Below are 22,353 nucleotides of genomic sequence, written 5' to 3' on the forward strand. Positions count from 1 at the left end.
AAACAATGGAAGGAAACTAACAATGTGCTACTAATCTTAACATCTCAATCAATCCTCGAGTAGTACATAACAGTTCTATTCAACTCTGAGTAGTTACTGAAGCCACAAATAATCACTTGATGTGATAGCTTCATCTATCACTAAGCTACCTCCATGGATATTCAATCCTCCCCCATGGAGACATTAGTTGCACTAATTATGTTGAGATTAGTGCAACTTTTTTTATGATGATATATGTAAAAGAGCCCTCACCACTTTATGAGTGAGGGCTCTTTTTTAGAAAGTTTATAAACAAACGTATATTTTTTATCATGTCATACTATCAACGATAACCATTTCATCATAGTTAATAGATTCTCTAAGCTTCAATGCTGTACCTTCTGTAATTTCTTCATCTTCTATTAATTCACGAAGAATTCGACGTTGTTCTCTTAAAGCATTCAACTTAATTCTAGTAATCGTATCTTCACTTTGAGAATTGAAGAAATTATTCGGAGTTAAGTTATCTATACGCATAAGATAACCATCGCATATCATACCAATCTCTAGTTTGTTATCTGTTGTTGCCTCTTTAGACAATCTACTTACTACATTGTAATGAACTAATTTATTTATTTTACCTAATTCAAGTAAGTTATCTGTAACACTTAAAGAAGATGCAGAATTTATTTTAGTTTTAACACGGCGTTTCAATAACATTCCTCTTAAAACAACTGTAATCCTTCTAAATAGTGACGCTTGTTTGTAGACTTGTGTACGTTCAGCATAGCGCATATAGTTTTCAAGTACACTATCTGTAATCTCACCATCATCAACAAGTTGTTCTAATGTTTTTGTTTCTACATTAAACGCAATTTTTTGAAGACGTTCTAACTCTTTAGAGTTTTCATCTTCCTTTTCAACTGTTTTAAGGAAAGTGAGTTTATCATGATATTCTTTAATCACATTTCCATAACGATAACTTGTTTCAAATGTAGATTTCTGATTTAAATAATCAATCACATGTTCCAAAATATATACTCTTGCTTCTTTGAATGTCATATTACCTAATTTCACTTTTGGTTTATTAGGCGTAACTAAAGGAAGTAATACTTGAGCAATGACCAAGCTAATGATGACCATTCCTGACGCAATAAATAATAAATCATTTCTATAATGGAATGAATGATGATTTGCCAAGTAATAAGGTAATGTTAATGCGATTGCTAGTGAAATTGTCCCGTGTACACCGCAAAGCGTCATAATAAGTGCATATAAGCTTCTCTTAGGTTTTTTCTCTGGGGCTTTATCGTCATCGTCTTTTGATATCATTTTCTGGAAAGGACTGACTGATAAATAGAAATAAGGATAAAGCACATATACCCATACAAATCTGAAGAGGTATACCGCTAAAGCGACTAGTACAGTGATAACTACTAAGAATAGTAAATTATGTGGTTCTGTCTTAATAATCTTCACAATAACCTCAGGTACTAAGAAACCTAATATTGAAAAGACAAAACCATTTAAAACATAACCTAGAATATTCCATGTGTGGTTATAACTCATTTGTAATTGTGTACGTGTTTGAGCGATACGATCTCGTTCAAATCCATGGACGAGTCCGGCTACTACAGCTGCGATAATACCTGACGCATGAAACAGTTCTGCAATGAGATATGTCACAAATGGCGTTAATAACTGTATAAATGTGAACATATTAATATTCTCAATGCCTCGTCTCATTAGAGTTAAACGAAAACGAACAAGTGCCATACCTATAAGTAAACCTACAATTGCCCCACCTATAGATGCAATTAAAAATTGTTGTACCGCATCGAAAAGTGAAAACGTACCTGTGACTAATACGCCTACAGCAATTTTAAATGAAATGATACCGGCTGCATCATTAAGTAATGATTCACCTTCAAGAATCGTCATCGCACCTTTAGGCAACACCTTACCGTTAGTGATTGCTTGAACTGCTACAGCATCTGTAGGACAGAGAATTGCTGCAATTGCAAAGGCTGCACCAATCGGTAGTTCGGGCCAAATCCAATGTACGAACAATCCTACACCAATCACTGTTGTAATAACGAGACCTAAAGCCATCATCATTACAGGTTTAATATACTTTCTTAAATGTACTCTTGAAACGTTAACCCCTTCTACAAATAATAATGGGGCAATTAATGTGACCATAAATAGTTCTGAGTCAAAGTTAAATTCAACTGGAATTGGAGTGAGGTATAAAATCATTCCAAGAACGATTTGAATAAACGCAAGAGGTATCTTTGGTATGAAAGTATGGACAAAGGAGCTTACGATAACTACTGTAGTAAAAATAAGTAAAGTTTCAAATATCTCCAAACTTTCACCTCTTTATTATTTTTTAATTGAAAATTAAGTAACCAATAGCACATATATGCCTATTTACACATTGCATATAAGAGAGATGCATCATTTGAATGATCTACATTAGAGGAAGATAACAAGAAGAAAAAAAGAGATTGCTTATTCTTATTGCTTAAATATATTAAGTATAAATTGATTATTTAGAATATTTTATCTATTTCAATGATGCATATTCCAGTTATCAGTGAAATCAAACATGAACATTTTCATTAAAGATAATCACAAATTCGTTTCATCAAACGAGAAAATGTTTATGTGTAATCTCATTGAACCAACATTTTACTACTTAATTTTACAATTATTCTTATTTATAATTTTATCATTAATTGTATCAATGCTTAAATAAATAGCTCTCTTCTCTTCCATATTCATACTTCAGTCTTATATAAAAAAAGAAAACCGTTAACATATATAGATTAACTCTTATACGTTAACGGTTATGATTAATTCTCATTGTCAAATTTTCTCTCTTTTTCACGTTCTTTATAATAAAGTTTTTCCCTACGTTGTTCTCTTAGTTTCGCACGAGATTTTAATTCTTCAGGTGAATTAAACTCATTTTGACTTAACAATATTGAAGATTGCCTAGGGACGTCATCTTTTCGGTACATATACGCACCGTTACGATAGGCAGCACGCGCTACCAAATGCATTCCAACAGGAGAAGTAAGGTTGATGAAAACCAATGATAAAAGTAAACGAACGCTAAAGAATCCTTGATTGACCGTAAAATATATTAAGACACCAATAATAGTTAATAATACTGATAAAGTTGAACTCTTTGTAGAGGCGTGACTACGTAAAAAAACGTCTTGGAACTTTACAATACCAATCGCACTAATCAATGCAATGATACTTCCTAAAAATATAAATATCGCTGAGATGAGACTAACGATTTCTTTTGTTATTTCCATTAAAGACTCGACCTCCTCCGATAAATCTAGAAATAGATACCGAACTAACAAATGAAATAATGGCAATGAGCATAATTGAGTCTAGGAACGAAACCGAATTATATACGACACTCAACACACCAACTATAGACATTACAACTGCACTTGTCGCATCAAATGAGACCACTCTATCAGCTGTTGTTGGTCCTTTAATTAATCTGAAAAGGCACACGAGTAAAGCAACACCAAATATAATTAATGCACTTATAATTAAACATTGTGTGATTAACGTTATCATCGTGTCACCTCCAAAATTAAATCTTCATACTGTTTAATACTTCTTAAAAGATTTTGCTTGTCTTTTTCAGAAACATCAATACTATGGATAAAGAACTTATTCGTATCTTTAGAAATGCGAATCACTGTTGAACCCGGAGTGATAATGATTAAAATAGTTAAAAATGTAATTGCCCAATCATTCTTTAGAGAAGTCTCATAAGAAAGTAAACCAGGATTCATTTCTTTAGTTTTAAACAGAATATAATTAATCGTACTAATACTTGATGTTAATAGTTGATAGAGATATATTGCTAAAAATTTAATCGCTACCCATATCTTTTTGAGATAAAATTCTTCACCAAAGAACCTATGAAGGATATAGATGACAATTAAACCAATTAAAAATCCTGAGAAGAAGGTTGTAAATTTAAATTCATCCTCGTCTTGGAATAAAACCCAAAGGAACGCGATGACAATATTAAGTACGACTTGTTTCATCTATTTTTCAACCTCCTTCAAATGCGAATTAACATTCTCTTGGAAAACATGTTCTTTCATATTGAGGTTTGTAGCATTATCAGTCACTTTTAAGACAACTGGTGCAGCAATACCCATAGCAAGTACAACGGCAACTAGAATACCTAGAATACCTTTACGATGAGGAGGAATCTCTTTGAATTTGACCTCTTCACCATCAGTATCGCCAAAGTACATTACAAACATGACTCTAAACAGACTATACATCGCTAGAAGACTAGTCAGAATCATTAAAGCAAGACCAATATAATTACCGTTTTGAATCGCACCTTGGAATATAAGCACCTTACCTGGGAAACCACTAAACGGAGGTACACCACCTATTGCAAATACCATCACAATAAATGCAACACCAAAGAAGGGTTCCCTTTTGGCTAAACCACTTAAATACTGATAATTTCTAAAGCCAGAAATATAAACAAGACTACCTATAATAAAGAAAAGTAACGTTTTAACGATAATATCATTTGATAAATAGAAAATTGCACCATTCACTCCAGCATGTGTATGAGATCCTAATCCTAGGATAATAAAACCAATCGATAATATAACTTGATAAGCAGCAATTTTCTTAATATCTTTATAAGCGATTACACCAAATGCACCGATTAGCATCGTAATACATGACATAAAAACGAGTAATGGATGTGTGATACCAGGATGATGATCAAATAATAAGGTGAAGAAGCGGATTAACGCGTATGCGCCGACCTTTGTCATCAACGCTGCAAATAAAGCTGCAAGTTCTGTATTGAGCACAGCATAAGCTTTAGGCAACCACATAAATATCACTAAAGCAGCTTTAGAACTAAAAGCGACTAAAAAGACGAGTGAGATAATCGTGATAGTTTGATTACTTTCCATATGGTTCAAGCGTGATGCAATATGAGAGAAATTTAAGGTACCAACAGTCTTATATAACATACCGATACCTAATAAAAACAACCATGAGCCAATAATGTTAAGTACTACATAAATAATGGCAGCACGTAACTGTTCAACTGATTGGCCTAATGTTACAAGCACAAATGACGCGAGTAACATAATCTCAAACATAACGTATAAGTTAAATAAATCTGAGGTTAAAAATGAACCTATTACACCAACAGTAAGTAATAAGATAAAAGTTGGTAAATGGAAAAGATTTACACGCTTTTCACCTCGACCAAATCCATAAGCCATAATTAGCGTCACAACAAATGACGATACTGTAACCATGAGTAAGCTTAGTGAATCGCCAAGGAATTGAATACCAAATGGTGCTTTCCAACCACCAAAATCTAATGTGATTGGCTTATGGTTCACAACATAGATAAGCAATGCTAAAGAAATTAAAGTCGAAACAATCATAGTCGTAATTGAGAGTATTTTCGATGTTTGATTTTTATTTTTTATAAAAACTAGAATCAAAGCACATAAAAAAGGAAGAAGCATTGGCATAATCAATAAGTTACTCATCATCTTCTTCACCCCTCAATGCACTAATTTCATACTCTTTCGTCACGCGATATGTTCGGTAAATTAATACGAGTAAGAATGCAGTCATACCAAATCCAATTACAATCGCAGTAAGTACAATGGCTTGTAATAATGGATCTACAAAATTCGAATGATTATTTTGAATTAATGGTTCAGACATATGTGGACCATATTTGCCCATACTCATAATAATTAAATTACCTGCATGAGTATAAATAGAAATACCAATAACAATACGTATTAAATTAATGGATAGAATCATGTACGTTCCTATAAATACTAAAAATCCTATCACTAGTAAAAGTATCAAGTTCATGACTTACCACCACTTATTGACAACATAACTGTCACAATAACACCTACCACTGTAAGTAATACGCCTAATTCAAATAACGTTACAGTCGTAACGTGCACATGTCCTAATAATGGAAAGGCCACATTAGCTTCAGTTTGGTATAAGATTGGTTTACCAAAGAACATAGGAACTACTGCCGTACACACAGATACTAATGATCCAATAATCATTAATTTCTTAAAATCTATAGGTAAACTAATCAATACTTCTTTAACATCAAAGGCAAGGAACATAAGGATAAAAGCTGAACTAAAGATAAGGCCGCCAATAAATCCACCACCTGGATTATTATGTCCTGCAAAGAAAACATAAAATCCAAATGTTAATAGAATGAAAACAACAATCTTAGTGACCGTTTTTAATACCACATCATTCTCTTTCATCTTGTCCCCTCCTATCTTTGTAATTAAGTAGTGTGTAGATACCTAAACCTGCAATGATTAATACTAATCCTTCAAATAAAGTATCTAACGCTCTGAAATCACCTAATATAGCATTAACAATATTTTTGCCACCTGTTAATTTATAGGCATCTTCATAGAATTTTGAAATCGATGGCATACCATCCGCTTGCTGAGCGATAAAAATTAGAGAAACAACAGAAACAGCCATTATAAGTGAAACTACAATTTTAAGCGTCTCCTTCTTCAAGTTTGCTTTTGCTCTTGGAATATTTGGTAATCTTGAAAAGCTCACGATAAACAATATCGTCGTAATGGTTTCAACCACTAATTGTGTGAGAGCTAAATCAGGTGCCTTCATTGCAATGAAGTAAAGCGTCACTGCAAACCCGATAATACCGTTTAAAATAACCATCGTTAAGCGTTGACGTATAAATATAAGAGAAATACCGATGATTACTGTAACGATTGATAAGATAATCTCGAGCGGTCCAAAAGATGAAACATGTAAATCATGAACTTTAGGGAAACCAACCGAAAGATAGCCATATGCAATAATTGCTACAAATATGAGTAACGTAATCATAATATAATAATTGAGTTTAGCACTCATTAAGCTTCTTATTCCATAACCTGAATAAGATTCAAACTCTCTATAAACACGTCGATAAGTATCTGTGATTGAAGCTTGTTTAATCATTCGATGTGTCAATGATTTCCAATTTATAGCAAGTGCTAAAATAATTCCTGACACAATAACGATGACACTTAATATTAATGGAAGGTTGATACCGTGCCATTGTGAAATGTGAGGTGCTACGCTGTCTACTTGAGTTCCAACACCAGATACCGATCTTAATGCAGGTATAAGTATATTATGTCCGAAAACGTTAGGTATAAAGAATACAATTGGTATAAGTACCATAAGAATCATAGCAGGTAAACTAAACAACCATGGTTCGTGAATACTTTTCTTAGTAAACTTTTCAGTATTAAATTGTCCCCAAAATGTTTCTTTAACCATGTAAAGTGCATAAGTAAAAGTAAAAATACTTGCTATCACACCTAATGCAACAACTATGATAGTAAGGCTAATTCCAAACTGATCTAGTTCAATAGCTTTTACAAGTGAATCAAAGAACATTTCTTTACTAAGGAAACCATTTAAAAATGGGACCCCTGCCATAGAAAGAGCAGCTAGCAACATAACAATGTGCATCTTAGGAAAGACATGACGCATCCCATTGAGTGAACGAATGTCTCTCGTACCTGACTCGTGGTCAATAATACCAACACCCATGAACAATGCACATTTAAAAACAGCATGGTTCATCAAATGAAATAAGCCAGCAAAAAGGACTAATGCGTAAAACTCTGACAAATGATCTGAGGTATGTTGTGCATAGCCCCCACCTATACCTACCATAGACATAATCATACCGAGTTGACTGATAGTAGAATAAGCTAAAATGCCTTTAATATCATATTGTCGTAATGCGGTAAGCGAACCAAAAAGCATGGTTATAAGTCCTACAAACGTAACAATATATACATATATATCACTTAGTCCTAATAATGGCGTAAACCTAAACAGTAAGAATATACCAGCTTTAACCATAGTCGCTGAATGAAGATATGCACTCACTGGCGTAGGTGCAGCCATCGCTTTCGGTAACCATATATGAAATGGAAATTGAGCTGATTTTGTAAATGCTCCCAATAATAGCATGAGCATCATTGGGATATACAATGGATGCTTCTCAATCGCATGACGTTGAGCTAGTATTTCTGAGATATTATTTGTACCGGTAATGATGTATAACATAATAAAACCAGTTAATAACGCTAATCCACCAAATACGGTAATCATAAATGATTGAATAGCCCCGAGTTGACTATTACCATTGTTATACCAATAAGAGATAAGCAAGAAAGAAGACACACTCGTTAATTCCCAGAAAACATACATTAATATGGTGTTATTCGCAATAACGATGCCAATCATACTAAACATAAATAATAATAAATAGACAAAAAATCTAGGCAGATTATCAGTTTGAGGTGATAAGTATTGTGTAGCATAGAAAAATACACCTACACCTATAAGAGAGATAATCAAACCAAACATTAAACTTAATCCATCTAATTTCATATCTAAATTGATATCTATTGAAGACATCCATGGAATATGAATAGAAGTGAAATGATGGTGATAGACATTTGGTATTTGTGTAATGAAATAAAAAGATGAAATGATGGGCGCTAGTAACGACAAGTAACCAGCATATTTTTTAAGTATTTGATGACTCAAAGTGAGTAAAACTAGAATCATCACAACTATTAGCACGCCCAAAAGGTACATCAGACTCATTTAAAGCCTCCTTTAAATATATTTTTTTATAAGTTGAGTGCAATCACAGTTTGATGAATCGATTTATCTTGAATCCCAATAAATTTTATAGTTTCTTGAGTTGTTTGATGTCCCAAATATTTCTGAATAATTGAGATTGAAATGCCTGCTTGATAGGCATGATAGGCAAACGTCTTTCTTAATGTAGTCAGTCCAATATGTTTCATACCTAATTGTTCAGCAGCACGATTTATTATTCTATAAGCTTGTTGTCTTGAAAGACATTGATGCGTCCTCGTAGATTGAAAAATAAGTTCTTCATCTTCCAATTTACAATCCTCTATGTAAAGTTTTAATTCGTTTCGCAATTCAGATGGCAACTTAATTTTAATAGTTGGCTCATCATCTATTATCCAAGATGTTTTTATATTCCCTATTTCAGAAGTTTTAAGGTACTTTACTTTCATATTTAACAAATCTGTCAGTTTAATTCCTGTATGAATTGCGAACTTAAAAAACAAATAATCCCTCTGTGACCGTGCTTGTAATACTTGATACATTTGATGAATCTCTTCTTTATATTTAATTGGGTCTACTTGATTCATACGTCCTCCTTATTAAGGTTTCTCATTTAATGATATATGATATTTAAGTTACATCAAAAATTTCTGCCTGAAATTTAGAAATAAAGTGACCTTTTTTTCATTTTCAAACGATATATAAAGTGAAAGGAGGTGCTAAAGATGAATGAAATTAATCAAGTGACTGCACTCTTTACACAAGTTAAACATGACTCTGAAGGGAAAGTAGTCGAACATAAACGTCGTTTCTCTAACTTAAATCCATCTACGTCTAATGATCAAATAAGAACTTTCAGTAACATTATTGAGCGTTTAACTGGAGAAAAGTACGACAAAGTTGAAGTCACAAAGACAGAAGCATTAATCTAAGGAGGAGTAGGAATATGTCAAAAACGTTAGAACTCATCTTTAAAACGAGTTTAGACAAGCCAGTAAAATTACAGTTAACAAAATTTGACGCTGTTTTGACAGAACAATTAGTTAAAGAAAGTATGAATCAAATTTTAGAATTAGGCATTTTAAAATCAAATGTAGGTAAACCTGTCAAAGCTTATTCAGCTCAAATCATTGATAAGAATACGACTATCCTTTTCGAAGATAAAAAATAAAAAGTCATAGGGAGAATTGTTTCTTACTAACAAGTACATCATTAATGAGAGAAAAAAAGAATCATTAGTGATGTTTTTTATTACTATTATATGCATTATACATATATATTCTTAAACTAGAAAATTAAAATGTACCATAATACATAATCAAACATTCTATTTAGATTCAAGTATATAAGTGGTATCATATTATTATTAATTCGAGAAAGTGGGTATCACAAATGATATTCTTATACCTCTTAGGTATATTTGTGGGAATGTTGCTTCCTATTCAAACCTCAGTTAACTCAAGGTTAAGTCAATTTACACGTTCATCATTTTACGCCTCAACCATCTCTTTTGCGGTAGGAACGTTATGTTTATTAATCCTTAACCTTATTATTAATCCACATGTATTTACAACCTCATTCTTCTCAGGACAGACATTTAACTATACATGGTTTGTTGGAGGATTACTGGGCGTTATATTTTTAACAGGAAACCTATTATTATTACCTAGATTAGGTGCTGCGCTTACAGTAGTCATCACTGTAACAGGACAAATACTTATGGGTGTAGTCATAGATACATTTGGATTATTTGGTGCTTCACAACAACAATTTACATTTTTTAAAGCAATTGGGATTATTTTTTTAATCTTCGGTATTCTTTTAATGAATTACGTCCCGAATCGTAAAATCCATCATAAAACCAATTCAAACTTCATCTTATGGTTAGCGATTGGACTCGTATTTGGCTCGGCACCACCGATCCAAACTACAATTAATAGCGCACTTGCTCAACAGACACATTCTTCAATCTTTGCGTCTTTAGTATCATTTACGATAGGTACGACAGCTTTATTCATTTTAACTTTACTTTTTAATCGCACTTTAAAAATTAGAATTACACATGATGTGCTTGGACGCATTAAGCCTGTCTACTTTATCGGTGGTATGTTAGGCATGGCTTTTGTTACTGCTAATATTATCCTTATGCCTTTTTTAGGTGCTGCGCTCACAACGATTGTCGCAATGCTAGGCCAAATGATTATGGGAATTATAATAGACCATTTTGGTTTAATGGGCTCTCCTAAAAATAAAATTACAGCACGTAAAGTGTGTGGGTTAATATGTATTGCAATCGGAATTATTCTATTACGTTTATTTTAAAGTCTACCTTATATCATTCTTTTAAATTAATCTTTATCTTATTAAAATTCTAAGCTCTACAGGTAGAGCTTAGAATTTCTTTATTTTTGAAGTGAATAAATAACCTTTTTTCAATTATTGTAAAAATTAGAAAGAATGAAAGAGTTATCTTTTGATTATAGGTAAAAAACTATTTAGAAATAAATTAATATTGTATAATATTTTTATCATAACATCATGAGGTGAACATCTATGAATAATAAGCGCATTATTCTTATACTATTAATTCTAGTTTTAGTTCTTACAAGTTTAGGTTTTGGTTATCATACTTATTCGAAAATACGATCAGATGATAATAATTTAAAGTCTACTCAAATCATTAAAGCTCAGCCTAAACGGTTACTTACCGCGGATGGCATTCAAACTCCTTTCCAAAGCTACTCTATCTACTTCAATCCTTCACAAGGACAAATCAGCCGCTTCTTAGTTAAACATCAAGATAAAATATCCGCCAAAAGACCGATTTTTGAATATTATAATTACGAAAAGGACCAAGAATTTAAAACACTTAAAGGTGTTCTTAATCAAATTCAACTCCCCAATCATATACCTTCATATTTAAAAAACAATCCTTTCTTAACCTCACCGTTACTGTATTCTCAGCTTCTTCAAACTCAAAATTATATTCATACAACCCACTTCTCTCCTATTAATGGAAGGGTCTCTATCACCAATCGTTACCCTTCAAAAGCAACTGATAAGATAATGCAAATTGATAGCGAGGAAAAGGTTATTCATGCTAATATATCAGAATCTGATATAAATTTATTAAAAATAAATCAAAATATTTCTGTAACTACTCGTGATAAAATTCAATTCATTAGTAAAGTGAAAGAAATTGCAACAGTACCAACTAAGGTGAAAAATAATACTTCTTATTACCAAGTAGTATTAACTACCAAAGCTAAGTATCCTATCGGCACACATTTTAAAGTAACTTTAATGTCTAATGATATCGAGCTACCACAAACAAGTATTATAGATAACAAATTTATTTTAGTAATGAATAATAAAAAAATTGTAAAAAGAGAAATAAAATATAAAAAATCTTCTAAAAGTGGGTATATCACTATAACAAGTGGTTTAGCTCTTAATGAGAATGTAATTAAGCATCCTACTAATAAAATGGTAAGCGCTTTTAGTCATTAAAAGTTGAAAATAACATTTCAAAATGTTTACTTTTCAGCATTATTTTTATTAAATTTAGAAAAATTATAAATATTTGTAATATTTTTGAATAAGGCAAATGCTATTTTACTAATTCAATCATAATGTACAAACAATAATTAGTTTTATAAACACTTATTTGTTTACTTCTTATTTTTATTTAGTTATAATTAACTAAATAATATAGCATTAAATATATTTCTTAAAATTTTATTTAATACTAAATTATGGCAGACACTTCGTATTTTTTCAAAAAAATAGATACAAATTAATAAATTCGGGTAGAGTATTCATATAGATCTTAATTTAATAACATACAAAACTTGCTGAGTCATGTTATATGGGTCTTTAATGTTTACGCTATAAATAGGGAGGTTTCAATAATGGCTATTTCAAAAATTAATGACTGCTTTGAATTATTAGCTATGGTCACTTATGCTGACAGATTAAAAAGTATTATTAAGAAAGAATTCTCAATCAGTTTTGAAGAATTCGCTGTTTTAACTTATATTAGTCAAAATAAAGAGGAAGAATATTATCTTAAAGATATTATTAACCACTTAAATTATAAACAGCCTCAAGTGGTAAAAGCTGTTAAAAACTTATCTCAAGAGGATTACTTCAATAAAAAACGTAACGAACACGATGAAAGAACAGTTTTAATCTTAGTTAACTCTAAACAACGTAAAAAAATTGACGAGCTATTAAAACGAGTTAACAAACGAATCACTGAAGCGAACGACGATAACGAAGTTTAATATGAAATTTGACGAGAGTAAGATAGAAATCTGATTCTTAGGGTTTCATAATCTTACTCTCTTTTTGTGGGGATATATATTTGAAAATACAATGTGTCTGACACAAATAATAAAAGGCGACCAAATATTATTTTGATCGCCTTTTTTGATATATATTTATGAAATGTAATACTAAATACTTATTTTAAATAATTTTAAATATAGTGAAAGTTATGCATTTTCCTCTAACTTAATAAAATCTAAGTAAATATCTAAAAACTTATCTGGTTCTTCTATATGTGGTGCATGTCCTGATTCATCAAAGATGTACTTTTTAATATTTTCAAAGTAACTATCAATACGAAAATGTGTTTTATCCATGATTAATGGATCATGTTTACCATTAACTAAAAGTGTTGGCACAGTTACTTTATGATGAACGTCCTTAATCATATCAACATGATTTAATAATGCCCTAACAGCAATTGCACTATCTTCAGGTGTCGGTCTACTATATAACTTCTGACGTTGATACCACTTCATAGTATTGTCTTGTTGTTTAAATAATTTAGGAAATAAAATAATCATTGCCTCTGCTTTATTAAAACCAGCAATTTCTTCTTGATTATCAACCATGAGTTTTGTGAATCCGTGAGTGATATCTTCCCTCTTAGCAGAGATTATTGTTAGTGAAATTGTTCTGTACTGATATGTTTCAGTGAACTCTCTTCCAATTATGCCCCCCATGTCATGTCCTAGAATATGTGCTGAACTCACATTTAATGCATCCATTAAATGACTTAAGTCCTCAACATGATCTTTTAAATCATAAGATTCTGATCGTGAGGATTTACCATGTCCTCTCACATCATAAGTTATCACTCTATGTGTTTGCTTGAGTTCATTTTTCAAATCCTGAAAGCCTGCTGAGTTACCGTCTAATCCATGAATTAAAATAATGGGGATGCCTTCTCCTTCATCACTATAAGCAAGTTCAATTTGATTGCAAGTTTGAATTTTATTCATACTGGCACCTCCCTTTAATAATTGTTATACCCAATTCGAATCATCGTTACGCCTTTAATTCAATGAACGAAGAATTAAATTATGATTCAATTAAATTAATTATTTAAAACAGAATCACTCTTATTCTTCAGTTTTTTAACGTGCATTCAACTTATTCTGACGAATTTTAAAACATAAAAAAAGCCTTACATATAGTTAACTTAAACAACTATATATAAGACTTCATCGAATTTAAGATTAAGGAAAATCTACGATCTCGTTCTCGCTGATAGTTTAATTGTATAAAAAATAATGAGTACCACTAATAATATCCAAATTGCTAACGAGAAAAATTGTGCAATTTCAGGATTTGTAATCATAGCATCTATCGTCTTCTGACAAAATAATAAACCAATTCCTGAAAATTCTAAGCGCTTAAAGAATATACCAATTAGACCCAAAATGATTCCAACAAAGAATACAAATTGATGTCCATAAATATTGATTGGTATAATCGCCCAATTAAAATGAAAACCTTGCATAATGATAAGAATTAAAGCGATGATAGCAATCACAATGCCTACCCACATCTCATATTTATTACTATATAGATAATTTTTCCTAGCTATCCTAGTATAGAGAATAATCGTGATAGGGAAAATCACAATACAATAAAATAAACTTATTCCAGTAATCGCTTGGAACTGTACATACTGTTTATCATATAAATAAGAAATAAGTATAAAATTAATGATAAAAAAGATGACGGGATTGAGTTGTAAAGCAAATAGATTACGTTGAATCGTTAATATAATTTGTGCTGGGGATTTACCTCTATATTCAATATAATCTTGATCTTTTTCTTCTGATTTTTTGATATCTGATCTGAATTTTTCTTTAATATCATCTATTAGATTTGGTGACATGCCTTTATGGCTAAAATAATCATTAATGTTTTCAAGCAATACTTTATCATTAGTACGCATGCATGATTAACTCCTTCTACATACAATCTTGATGCTAATACGAATTAAGCAATAAATTAAACTATTAATTTTCAGTTTAAAATTTTACCATACTCTACGCAATATTTCTCAAACCCCATATTAAACTTTAACTATCTTTAAATCAATGGACATAGTAAAAGGAGCAAAAGTGAAACGTCAATTTTAAAAATTTCATTTCATCTTTTTGCTCCCTATTCATATCTAATATAAAGTTATTCATACTTTAGAAATTAATTTCAAAAATTTTATATCGCCATTATTCTCTTATTTAGATAAATCAATGCGATAAAGTTTTACATTTTTATCTTTAGGTGAATTTGAACTAAATTGATAACTAGCTTTACCATTTTGGATGTAACCAAAGTTACCAGTTACTCTATTATAATGTACGCGACTTACCGCTTTGTTACCAAATTCATTTTTTACAGATTTATAAGATGGACCGTTAGCTTGATTGTAAGTCATAGACACACGAGTTACATGACCTCTATCTTTTTTACCATCTGCAGTTACAAGTAAGACACCTTTATGTGTTCTAAACTCATAATAATGTTCTGTTCCTTGTTGATTATATGAATAAATTGGATGACTATATTTATTTAATACGCTTTTAATTGAATCGCCGATTTTAACATTTTCTAATGATTGATCACCTTGAGTAATTTGTTGAACTGTTTGCATTGAGTTTCCAGATGCTGCTTCAGCGTGATGACCAGCGCTTACTCCTGTTAAAACTAATCCAGAAACAAGTAATGATGTCATTAGCTTTTTCATAAGCACTCTCTCCTTTATTTCAATATCTCTATTTTGTGCTTAACTTGATTATACTACATATATTACTAAAATAACAATAATATTACAAAAACATTACAAATAAATATTTTACGCTTACTTTATTTCTATAAAATGAAAAAATTGAACTAATGTTAGTTATATTTACCAACTTTTAGTTCAATTTAATCGTCTTTATGTGATTTTTATTCTTTTTTATGGGAAAAATGATCTTTAATAAATGGAGTAATTTCAGTGATGAATTGTTCTTGTTCTTCAACAAATGGATATAAACTTGATTGAGCGTACACATTGAACTGACTGTGTTCAATTAAGTCAGCGACTTCTTTCGCTTCTAAAGTTGTTGTTCTTTCGCCATATTCTCCTGCAATAATTAACGTAGGAGCATGGACTTGTTTAAATACCTCTGAGATTTCTACAGTTTTAAATACATCTTCAACAGCTTGCGTTTCTTCTTTCGTAGATACTGAATTAGTATCTTCAACATGCTTTAAGAATTTATTCATTTTACGCGGTTTATAATATTTACGTTTATTTAAAAACTTGTCTTGCTTTTCATCATCCCAGTTTCTAATCGTGTGTGCATACTTTCTGAATAATCGTTCTTCGGGTAGCTCTCCTTCAATAGATGTCGGATTAACTAATATTATTGAAGATACATAGTCTTCATATCTTACAGAGATATCTGAAGCTACTATTGCTCCCATTTCGTGACCAACAAACGCTGCATGATCAATATAAATATAATCTAAGAGTGCTATCACATCATCAGAAAATTCATGAAACTCAATATTTCTTGGCTTATCAGAATAACCATGACCTCTTAAATCAATAAGCACAACTTGAAAAGATTTCGCTAACGCCTTAGCCACATCATTAAATACTGAATAATTATCATAAGCTGTATGAATCAGTACAACAGGAAAGCCTTCACCCATTGTATTATAATGAATTGTCGTTCCATCTTTACTAGTAAATAAATCCATTGCCATTGCGTTCTTCTCCTTCTGGTTCAAAATTTTCAGGTAGAATAGTTAACAATTCTTCTATCGTAGTAATTGTAAAATCTACTTCTTCTTCAAGTGGTTCTAATTCCGCATCCTCTTGTTTATACCATACACTTACCATACCCATTGCTCGAGCGGGCGCAACATCGTTAAGTGCGTCGTCTCCAACATACATAATTTCACTGGGTTCTACATCGAGTTGTTCTATCATATCCTCAAATATTTTTGGATGAGGTTTGCGATATCCAACAGTTTCTGAGGTCGTTAGGTAATTAATAACATGCATAATACCTAGAGAATGTAATCTAAATTGCTTAATTTTGGATTTCCCGTTAGCGATAACGCCAATCTTATAATCATGGCTCGATAACTTTTCCAAGGTATATAACGTATCATAATAAGGAAAGACATAACGGTAAAAATGCATCTCAAAGTCATGAAACAAATCTTTCCAAGTTAATCGATCAATATGAAATTGTTTAATAATTTGTTTATACAATTCAGGTTTATCATTATCTTCATCATCATCAAGCTCGATAAATTTATTCTTAAAATCGGCTAATTGAACATGAACGAAATAATCATGAAAACGTTCAAATTGCTCTTCAATAAATTTCTCACGTGATTTAACTCTATCTAACAAAGTTCCTTCTAAATCAAAGACTATTGCTTTAATATGACTCAAATCCATTTTAAGTTACCTCTTAACTTTTTAATAGTTTCTATTTTAGCAAATGAATTCACTTATCGTAATACCTTAGTTTGTGTAAAAAGAATATAAAATAAAACTGGAACGCCTAATAATGCCATAATAATACTTGCAGGTATTTGAACTGGTTGTATCATCGTTCCGCCTATAAAATCTGCCACGACCATCACTGTGCTACCGACAATAAGATTAAGTACCATCTGCGTTCCTAGCTCATATTGCCAATAAAAACGTCTTAGTAATTGAGGTACGATCATACCTATAAAGCCTATAATCCCTACATATGCAACTACTACTGCAGTTATCATAGATGACACTGCCAACACAATGAACATAACATTTTGAACATTAAGACCTAAAGATTGGCTTTTTAACTCACCGACTTGCAGTAGTTTAATGCCATTTTTCATTGAAAATAAAATGACCATAGCAACTATCATTGTTAAAGCAATGATAATGACATCGTGGTACTCTGCCGAAGCAAAACCACCGAACAAGTAATTAGCTATTGAATTCATTTTCCGTGGATTAATTAAAACTAACATATACAGAAGTGCATTGAATAAGGCACCAATCATTAAACCTAATATGATGAGCACACGTATAGGATAACCACGTGACAATATCACTGTTAGGCCAAGTACGAGTACAAGTGTAATCAAACTGAATGCTATAGAGAAAAAAGGCACCCATAGAAAACTTAACCCGAGAAATAGTGCCAGTCCGGAGCCTAAAGAAGCACCACTTGCTAAGCCTAGTGTAAAACTATCAGCTAATGGATTATTCAAAATGGTTTGAAACATATGCCCAGCTATAGTGAGTGTCGCACCAGTAAGCATAGCTTCAAGAACTCTAGGAAGTCTTACCTTTAATAAAATAGTTTGATTAAATGCATCATTAAGGCTTCCTAAGTCCCAACATAAACTGACTAAAACACTAATTAATAGAATGATTAACCATATGACTATACTTCGAATTCTTTTCATCATAATCTCTTTTCTCATTTTTCTTTATACATATAGTAACAAAATCATATTAAAAAAGTCAGTGTCTGAAAGACCACTGACTTTTTGAGCTATTATTTTTTATAAATGACATCCCTTAATTCTTTTAGGCCTTCATCAATTCGAGGACCTGGTCGAGAAATCTCGTCTCCATTAACTGATTCAATTCGTGTATTTTTAACAGCATTAATCTTATCGAAGCCACCACGTTTTTTAATCATTTTAATATAATCAGATTTTGATTTACCTTCAGTAGAAATTAATATATCTGGATTATGCTTAATGATGCTCTCTTTACTGACTGATTTCCAACCATTTATATCTGAGAAGCTATTCTTCGCGTCTAGTTGATTTAACATATCATCGAAGAATGTGCCTTTACCTGCTGTATAAATATCTGGTTTAGATGAAACTTCCATAAATATACTTTGCTTTTTATGATGTTTAGGAACAGAATTAACTACTTTATCAACGTTCTTTTTCGTTTCATCTACTAAATCTTGAGCTTGATGCTCACGTCCTGTAATTTTACCGATAGTTTTAAAGGTGTCATATGTTTCATTAATTGATTGGGCGTCTTTAACATAAACAACTTTAACCCCATCTTTTTTAAGTGAGTTTAATACTTTTCCTGAAGAACTTTTTTGGGACTCATGTGCTAAAATCAGATCTGGTTTAGCTTTGAGTAATTTTTCTTTATTCAAATTCATCGCATCAAATTGTTTTTTACCTTTTTTAACATCTTTAGGGTAATCATCAACCGTTGATACACCAACAATGTTATTCCCTAAACCAAGTCGATATAAGATTTCAGTATTACTTGGCATTAGAGAAACAATTCTATGGTATTTTACTTTATTATTCCCTTTTTTCGATGTTGAATTGCTATCTGATGATTGATTTGAGCCTTGACTACATGCTGCTAATGATAAAGCAAGCACGAGAATAACCATCCATAGTTTATTTCTCATTTATTGAGCATTCCCTTCTTATTCAGTAATATACATTCTTCGCTTCGTTATAATCATATCAAAATCGACAAAAAATTCATTAGAATTTTGAAATTTTAAATGATTATTTTTATTTGAATAATGTTTTAATTAAACATTTTCAAAAAAATAGTATCTTCGCCTTTTTAACGAAGATACTCAATTTCATATTATTCATAAATAGGTTTAGGATTCGGTCCATATTTATTGGAACCATCTTCATTATCAGCTACACAATATGCTAAAGCTACAAGTGCAGCGATGATGGAGATGATATAGTAAGTGATGAATAAACCACTTAAAATCATCACAAATACGTGATTATGATCTAGATGTGTATGGTTTATAACAGGTTCTATCACATTTTTTAAATAAGGTAGTAAGGTCAAAATTAAATAAAACACTGGGAATTTCTTAGTCATTCCGATATCATGAAATCTTCTTACAGATAATGAAAATGTTCCAATACATAGAATGAGTGAAATGACTTGATAAATAATTGATGAAATAATATGACCGTGAACCATAGAATTTTCTAAAAATTTTGTGCCATTTAAGACTATAACTTCAATAATAGCATTGATGAAAAAGGGCCACCAAAAATCACGTCTTCGAGAGCGACCTTCTAGTTTAAAATAATTTTGCCAAAATAGCTTATACGCTTTAATCATAATTAACCTCCATTAATTAAGACTTTTAACTAATTATTGTTCTTTTGGATTCGGGCCGTATTTGTTTGTACCTTTTTGGCTATCTTTGACGCAATACACCAGGCTCATAATACTAATTACTATTACTAATAAAGTAAACAGTATCGCGATAATACCTAATATAATATTTAAAACTTGATTATGTATTTCAAAAGATGAGTTTGCAGTACCATTGTCATACATTAATTCAACATAGTATCCATATAAACTAATAACAAAGAAAACACATGGTATGATCATTGTTTTACCTATGTCATGGAAGCGTCTAATTGAAACTGTGAACGTACCAATAAGGATAACTACATTGATGATAGTTGCGACTATATTATAAACAACATCACTATATGGAATTATGCGTGTAACCCCAAAAATCATAAGTCCTAGAATACTCGAAAGTATTATGTTAATTAACATCGGCCAGCAAAAATCGCGTCTTCTACTGCGACCTTTTAGTTTAAAGAAATTCAGCCAGAATAACTTATAGGCCTCGATCATCGTATCACCTCTAAAATATTTATAACTTTAGTTACTACAAAAATCATTATATAATTAATTAATCAAAATTAAAAATCAATATAAATTATAATATCTCCTATTCTATAGTTTTTAACTATAAAAAACGCCCTACTTTCTAAGTGGGCGTTAATCGTTACTCAGTAATAATAAAGATTAATATTTTTGAAAGAAACAATTAGTACGTTATATATTCATTTATGGCATTTGCAATATATCGATTTAGTCCTTTATAACGGTTTTTATTAATATTTTTAGCAAATCGTTCATCATCAACATATGTTGTTGCAATATAGGACATAAATTGTTTATCGCAGTTAGGAACTTGTAGCTTCAATATGTCTTCTAGTTTTTTTATTCTAGTGCTTGCCTCCTTAATCGAGACATCTTTAGAAAATAAATCACTCATCTCATCGAAAAATGTATTTAATTCAACATTAATCTTTTTATAGTTCTCTTTTTTCTCAGAATCATTCATATCTTGTTGTTGTTCCTCATAAGATTGATAGTACTTAGTATCACCATACTTCAAAACCGCTTCATTTTCATATTGTTGATATAAATCAAATTCTTTCATATTCGTCACCTCAATTTCTTCATTGCTCTCTTGTTTAAAATGGTAGTCAAGATGTTCAATGATTACATTCAACTTATCTCTTTTCTTAATTACATCATCGTAATTCTTACGCAACACTTCGTTTTTAGTATTTATATCACTTTTAAAATAATCATTAATTTCTTTTAATGTTAAATCAAGCTCCCTTAAAAATAAGATATATTGCAGTTTAGAAATATCTTCTACACTATAAAGACGATAACCATTGTCTTCAATATGATGAGGGATTAATAATTCTATATCGTGATAATAATGAAGTGTACGTAAACTCACTCCTGTAATGTCACAAAGATCTTTAGGACTAAAATACGCTTTCATATCTTCACCTCCTAAGCTGAAGTATGAGGTATGACGTTACGTAAAGGTCAATGTTTAATTTTCAAAAAATGAATCTAAAAATGTATAACGATGTTCTCCTTTACCGTTAAAATAATTTTTACCAAAATTATCGAGCAAAGCATGGAATTCATTCGCATCTTGGTTAGTGAAATTAGAAGGTAATTGAATGGTCTTCTTAAACTTATCGTAGGTTTCAGTCTGAGTATAGCCTAACTTAGCATATATACGGCGAGTATAACTGTCTGGAATAAATTCTATCCCTTTAAAAATATATACAATTAAAACATCTGCCGTTTCACTTCCAATACCACGAATATTTAATAATTCCTTTCTTAAATTATCACCATAGTATTGTGCGATATCTTTGTAATTAAAGTCATGTTGATTTAACCAATTCATTAAAGCGTGAATCGCTTTACCTTTATTTTTATAGAAACCGCTCGAACGAATCGTTTGTTGCAAATCTTCGAGTGACATATTTAATATCTTTTTACCATTGAATTGCGTCTCTTCTTTGAGACGTGTTAATGCCATATCTGCATTTTTCCAATTAGTATTTTGAACAAGTATAGCCCCTAGCATCATCTCAATAGGACTTTGAGCTGGCCACCAATGTTGTGCACCCATATTTTTATATAGAATTCGATACAGTTCCATTGTAGATAGCATGTTTACACTCCAATTCTTTATA

General features: G+C 31.1%; 25 protein-coding genes. 5 read left to right on the plus strand and 20 right to left on the minus strand.

Features of this window, described 5'->3' with window-relative positions; all coding sequences use genetic code 11:
* Positions 1-309: 309 nt before the first annotated feature.
* The 9 genes from HMPREF2706_RS10560 to HMPREF2706_RS10600 form a co-directional block, all read right to left on the minus strand.
* On the minus strand, positions 310-2,349 hold the full coding sequence (locus HMPREF2706_RS10560) for a cation:proton antiporter (RefSeq protein ID WP_049428836.1): 2,040 nt from the start codon (positions 2,347-2,349) through the stop codon (positions 310-312).
* 488 nt (positions 2,350-2,837) lie between these two features.
* Positions 2,838-3,308: a Na+/H+ antiporter Mnh2 subunit G gene (gene mnhG2 / locus HMPREF2706_RS10565; RefSeq protein ID WP_002433481.1), complete on the minus strand. Its 471-nt coding sequence runs from the start codon at positions 3,306-3,308 to the stop codon at positions 2,838-2,840.
* The gene (mnhF2, locus tag HMPREF2706_RS10570; protein ID WP_002433104.1) at positions 3,283-3,585 is read right to left on the minus strand and encodes a Na+/H+ antiporter Mnh2 subunit F; all 303 of its coding nucleotides are present in this window, start codon (positions 3,583-3,585) and stop codon (positions 3,283-3,285) included. Before mnhF2 ends, mnhG2 begins: the two co-directional genes overlap by 26 nt.
* Positions 3,582-4,064, minus strand: coding sequence for a Na+/H+ antiporter Mnh2 subunit E (gene mnhE2 / locus HMPREF2706_RS10575; protein ID WP_016898376.1), 483 nt, complete (start codon positions 4,062-4,064; stop codon positions 3,582-3,584). The genes mnhF2 and mnhE2 overlap by 4 nt, the downstream gene beginning before the upstream one ends.
* A complete protein-coding gene (mnhD2, locus tag HMPREF2706_RS10580) occupies positions 4,065-5,564 on the minus strand; it encodes a Na+/H+ antiporter Mnh2 subunit D (protein WP_023350719.1) in 1,500 nt (499 codons plus the stop codon).
* On the minus strand, positions 5,554-5,898 hold the full coding sequence (gene mnhC2, locus HMPREF2706_RS10585; RefSeq protein ID WP_002452627.1) for a Na+/H+ antiporter Mnh2 subunit C: 345 nt from the start codon (positions 5,896-5,898) through the stop codon (positions 5,554-5,556). Before mnhC2 ends, mnhD2 begins: the two co-directional genes overlap by 11 nt.
* Complete coding sequence (mnhB2, locus tag HMPREF2706_RS10590) at positions 5,895-6,320, minus strand: Na+/H+ antiporter Mnh2 subunit B (protein WP_002433258.1); 426 nt, start codon at positions 6,318-6,320, stop codon at positions 5,895-5,897. Before mnhB2 ends, mnhC2 begins: the two co-directional genes overlap by 4 nt.
* Complete coding sequence (gene mnhA2, locus HMPREF2706_RS10595; protein ID WP_030058985.1) at positions 6,307-8,709, minus strand: Na+/H+ antiporter Mnh2 subunit A; 2,403 nt, start codon at positions 8,707-8,709, stop codon at positions 6,307-6,309. Before mnhA2 ends, mnhB2 begins: the two co-directional genes overlap by 14 nt.
* A 26-nt stretch (positions 8,710-8,735) precedes the next feature.
* A complete protein-coding gene (locus HMPREF2706_RS10600; protein WP_030058983.1) occupies positions 8,736-9,293 on the minus strand; it encodes a tyrosine-type recombinase/integrase in 558 nt (185 codons plus the stop codon).
* Positions 9,294-9,431: 138 nt separating this feature from the next.
* Between HMPREF2706_RS10600 and HMPREF2706_RS10605 the strand changes: the two genes are divergently transcribed.
* From HMPREF2706_RS10605 to sarA, 5 genes are all read left to right on the plus strand, one after another.
* Positions 9,432-9,638: a sigS mRNA-stabilizing protein SroA gene (locus tag HMPREF2706_RS10605; RefSeq protein WP_023350722.1), complete on the plus strand. Its 207-nt coding sequence runs from the start codon at positions 9,432-9,434 to the stop codon at positions 9,636-9,638.
* Positions 9,639-9,652: 14 nt separating this feature from the next.
* Complete coding sequence (locus HMPREF2706_RS10610; RefSeq protein ID WP_002433204.1) at positions 9,653-9,877, plus strand: DUF2922 domain-containing protein; 225 nt, start codon at positions 9,653-9,655, stop codon at positions 9,875-9,877.
* Between the two features lie 221 nt (positions 9,878-10,098).
* A complete protein-coding gene (locus HMPREF2706_RS10615) occupies positions 10,099-11,028 on the plus strand; it encodes a DMT family transporter (RefSeq protein WP_030058978.1) in 930 nt (309 codons plus the stop codon).
* 231 nt (positions 11,029-11,259) lie between these two features.
* Positions 11,260-12,216, plus strand: coding sequence for an RND family efflux transporter (locus HMPREF2706_RS10620; RefSeq protein WP_049428838.1), 957 nt, complete (start codon positions 11,260-11,262; stop codon positions 12,214-12,216).
* A 401-nt stretch (positions 12,217-12,617) separates the two neighbouring features.
* Positions 12,618-12,992, plus strand: coding sequence for a global transcriptional regulator SarA (gene sarA, locus HMPREF2706_RS10625; protein ID WP_002433479.1), 375 nt, complete (start codon positions 12,618-12,620; stop codon positions 12,990-12,992).
* Between the two features lie 210 nt (positions 12,993-13,202).
* Here sarA and HMPREF2706_RS10630 read toward each other — a convergent pair whose 3' ends face one another.
* The 11 genes from HMPREF2706_RS10630 to HMPREF2706_RS10680 all read right to left on the minus strand — a co-directional run bounded on the left by HMPREF2706_RS10630 (position 13,203) and on the right by HMPREF2706_RS10680 (position 22,331).
* Positions 13,203-13,997: an alpha/beta fold hydrolase gene (locus HMPREF2706_RS10630; protein ID WP_002452550.1), complete on the minus strand. Its 795-nt coding sequence runs from the start codon at positions 13,995-13,997 to the stop codon at positions 13,203-13,205.
* 248 nt (positions 13,998-14,245) lie between these two features.
* Positions 14,246-14,962: a cation diffusion facilitator family transporter gene (locus tag HMPREF2706_RS10635; protein ID WP_070862370.1), complete on the minus strand. Its 717-nt coding sequence runs from the start codon at positions 14,960-14,962 to the stop codon at positions 14,246-14,248.
* A gap of 285 nt (positions 14,963-15,247) precedes the next feature.
* Positions 15,248-15,757: an SA0570 family protein gene (locus tag HMPREF2706_RS10640; RefSeq protein WP_002433432.1), complete on the minus strand. Its 510-nt coding sequence runs from the start codon at positions 15,755-15,757 to the stop codon at positions 15,248-15,250.
* A 203-nt stretch (positions 15,758-15,960) separates the two neighbouring features.
* Positions 15,961-16,767, minus strand: a complete 807-nt coding sequence (locus HMPREF2706_RS10645; protein ID WP_049428839.1) for an alpha/beta fold hydrolase — start codon at positions 16,765-16,767, stop codon at positions 15,961-15,963.
* A complete protein-coding gene (locus HMPREF2706_RS10650) occupies positions 16,745-17,473 on the minus strand; it encodes an HAD family hydrolase (protein ID WP_002433179.1) in 729 nt (242 codons plus the stop codon). Before HMPREF2706_RS10650 ends, HMPREF2706_RS10645 begins: the two co-directional genes overlap by 23 nt.
* 53 nt (positions 17,474-17,526) lie before the next feature.
* Positions 17,527-18,477 carry a FecCD family ABC transporter permease gene (locus HMPREF2706_RS10655; protein WP_049428882.1) on the minus strand — a complete coding sequence of 317 codons (951 nt, stop codon included), beginning with the start codon at positions 18,475-18,477 and terminating at the stop codon, positions 17,527-17,529.
* A gap of 92 nt (positions 18,478-18,569) precedes the next feature.
* A complete protein-coding gene (locus tag HMPREF2706_RS10660; RefSeq protein ID WP_030063479.1) occupies positions 18,570-19,466 on the minus strand; it encodes an ABC transporter substrate-binding protein in 897 nt (298 codons plus the stop codon).
* 188 nt (positions 19,467-19,654) lie between these two features.
* Positions 19,655-20,155 (minus strand): DUF805 domain-containing protein, encoded by a 501-nt coding sequence (locus HMPREF2706_RS10665; protein ID WP_049428841.1) that lies wholly within the window; start codon positions 20,153-20,155, stop codon positions 19,655-19,657.
* A gap of 33 nt (positions 20,156-20,188) precedes the next feature.
* Positions 20,189-20,689 (minus strand): DUF805 domain-containing protein, encoded by a 501-nt coding sequence (locus HMPREF2706_RS10670; protein ID WP_030063483.1) that lies wholly within the window; start codon positions 20,687-20,689, stop codon positions 20,189-20,191.
* Positions 20,690-20,885: 196 nt separating this feature from the next.
* Positions 20,886-21,641, minus strand: coding sequence for a MerR family transcriptional regulator (locus HMPREF2706_RS10675; RefSeq protein WP_030063486.1), 756 nt, complete (start codon positions 21,639-21,641; stop codon positions 20,886-20,888).
* Between the two features lie 54 nt (positions 21,642-21,695).
* On the minus strand, positions 21,696-22,331 hold the full coding sequence (locus HMPREF2706_RS10680) for an endonuclease III domain-containing protein (RefSeq protein WP_030063488.1): 636 nt from the start codon (positions 22,329-22,331) through the stop codon (positions 21,696-21,698).
* Positions 22,332-22,353 lie beyond the last annotated feature (22 nt).

Source organism: Staphylococcus sp. HMSC067F07 (genome assembly GCF_001837405.1).
Classification (GTDB): domain Bacteria; phylum Bacillota; class Bacilli; order Staphylococcales; family Staphylococcaceae; genus Staphylococcus; species Staphylococcus capitis.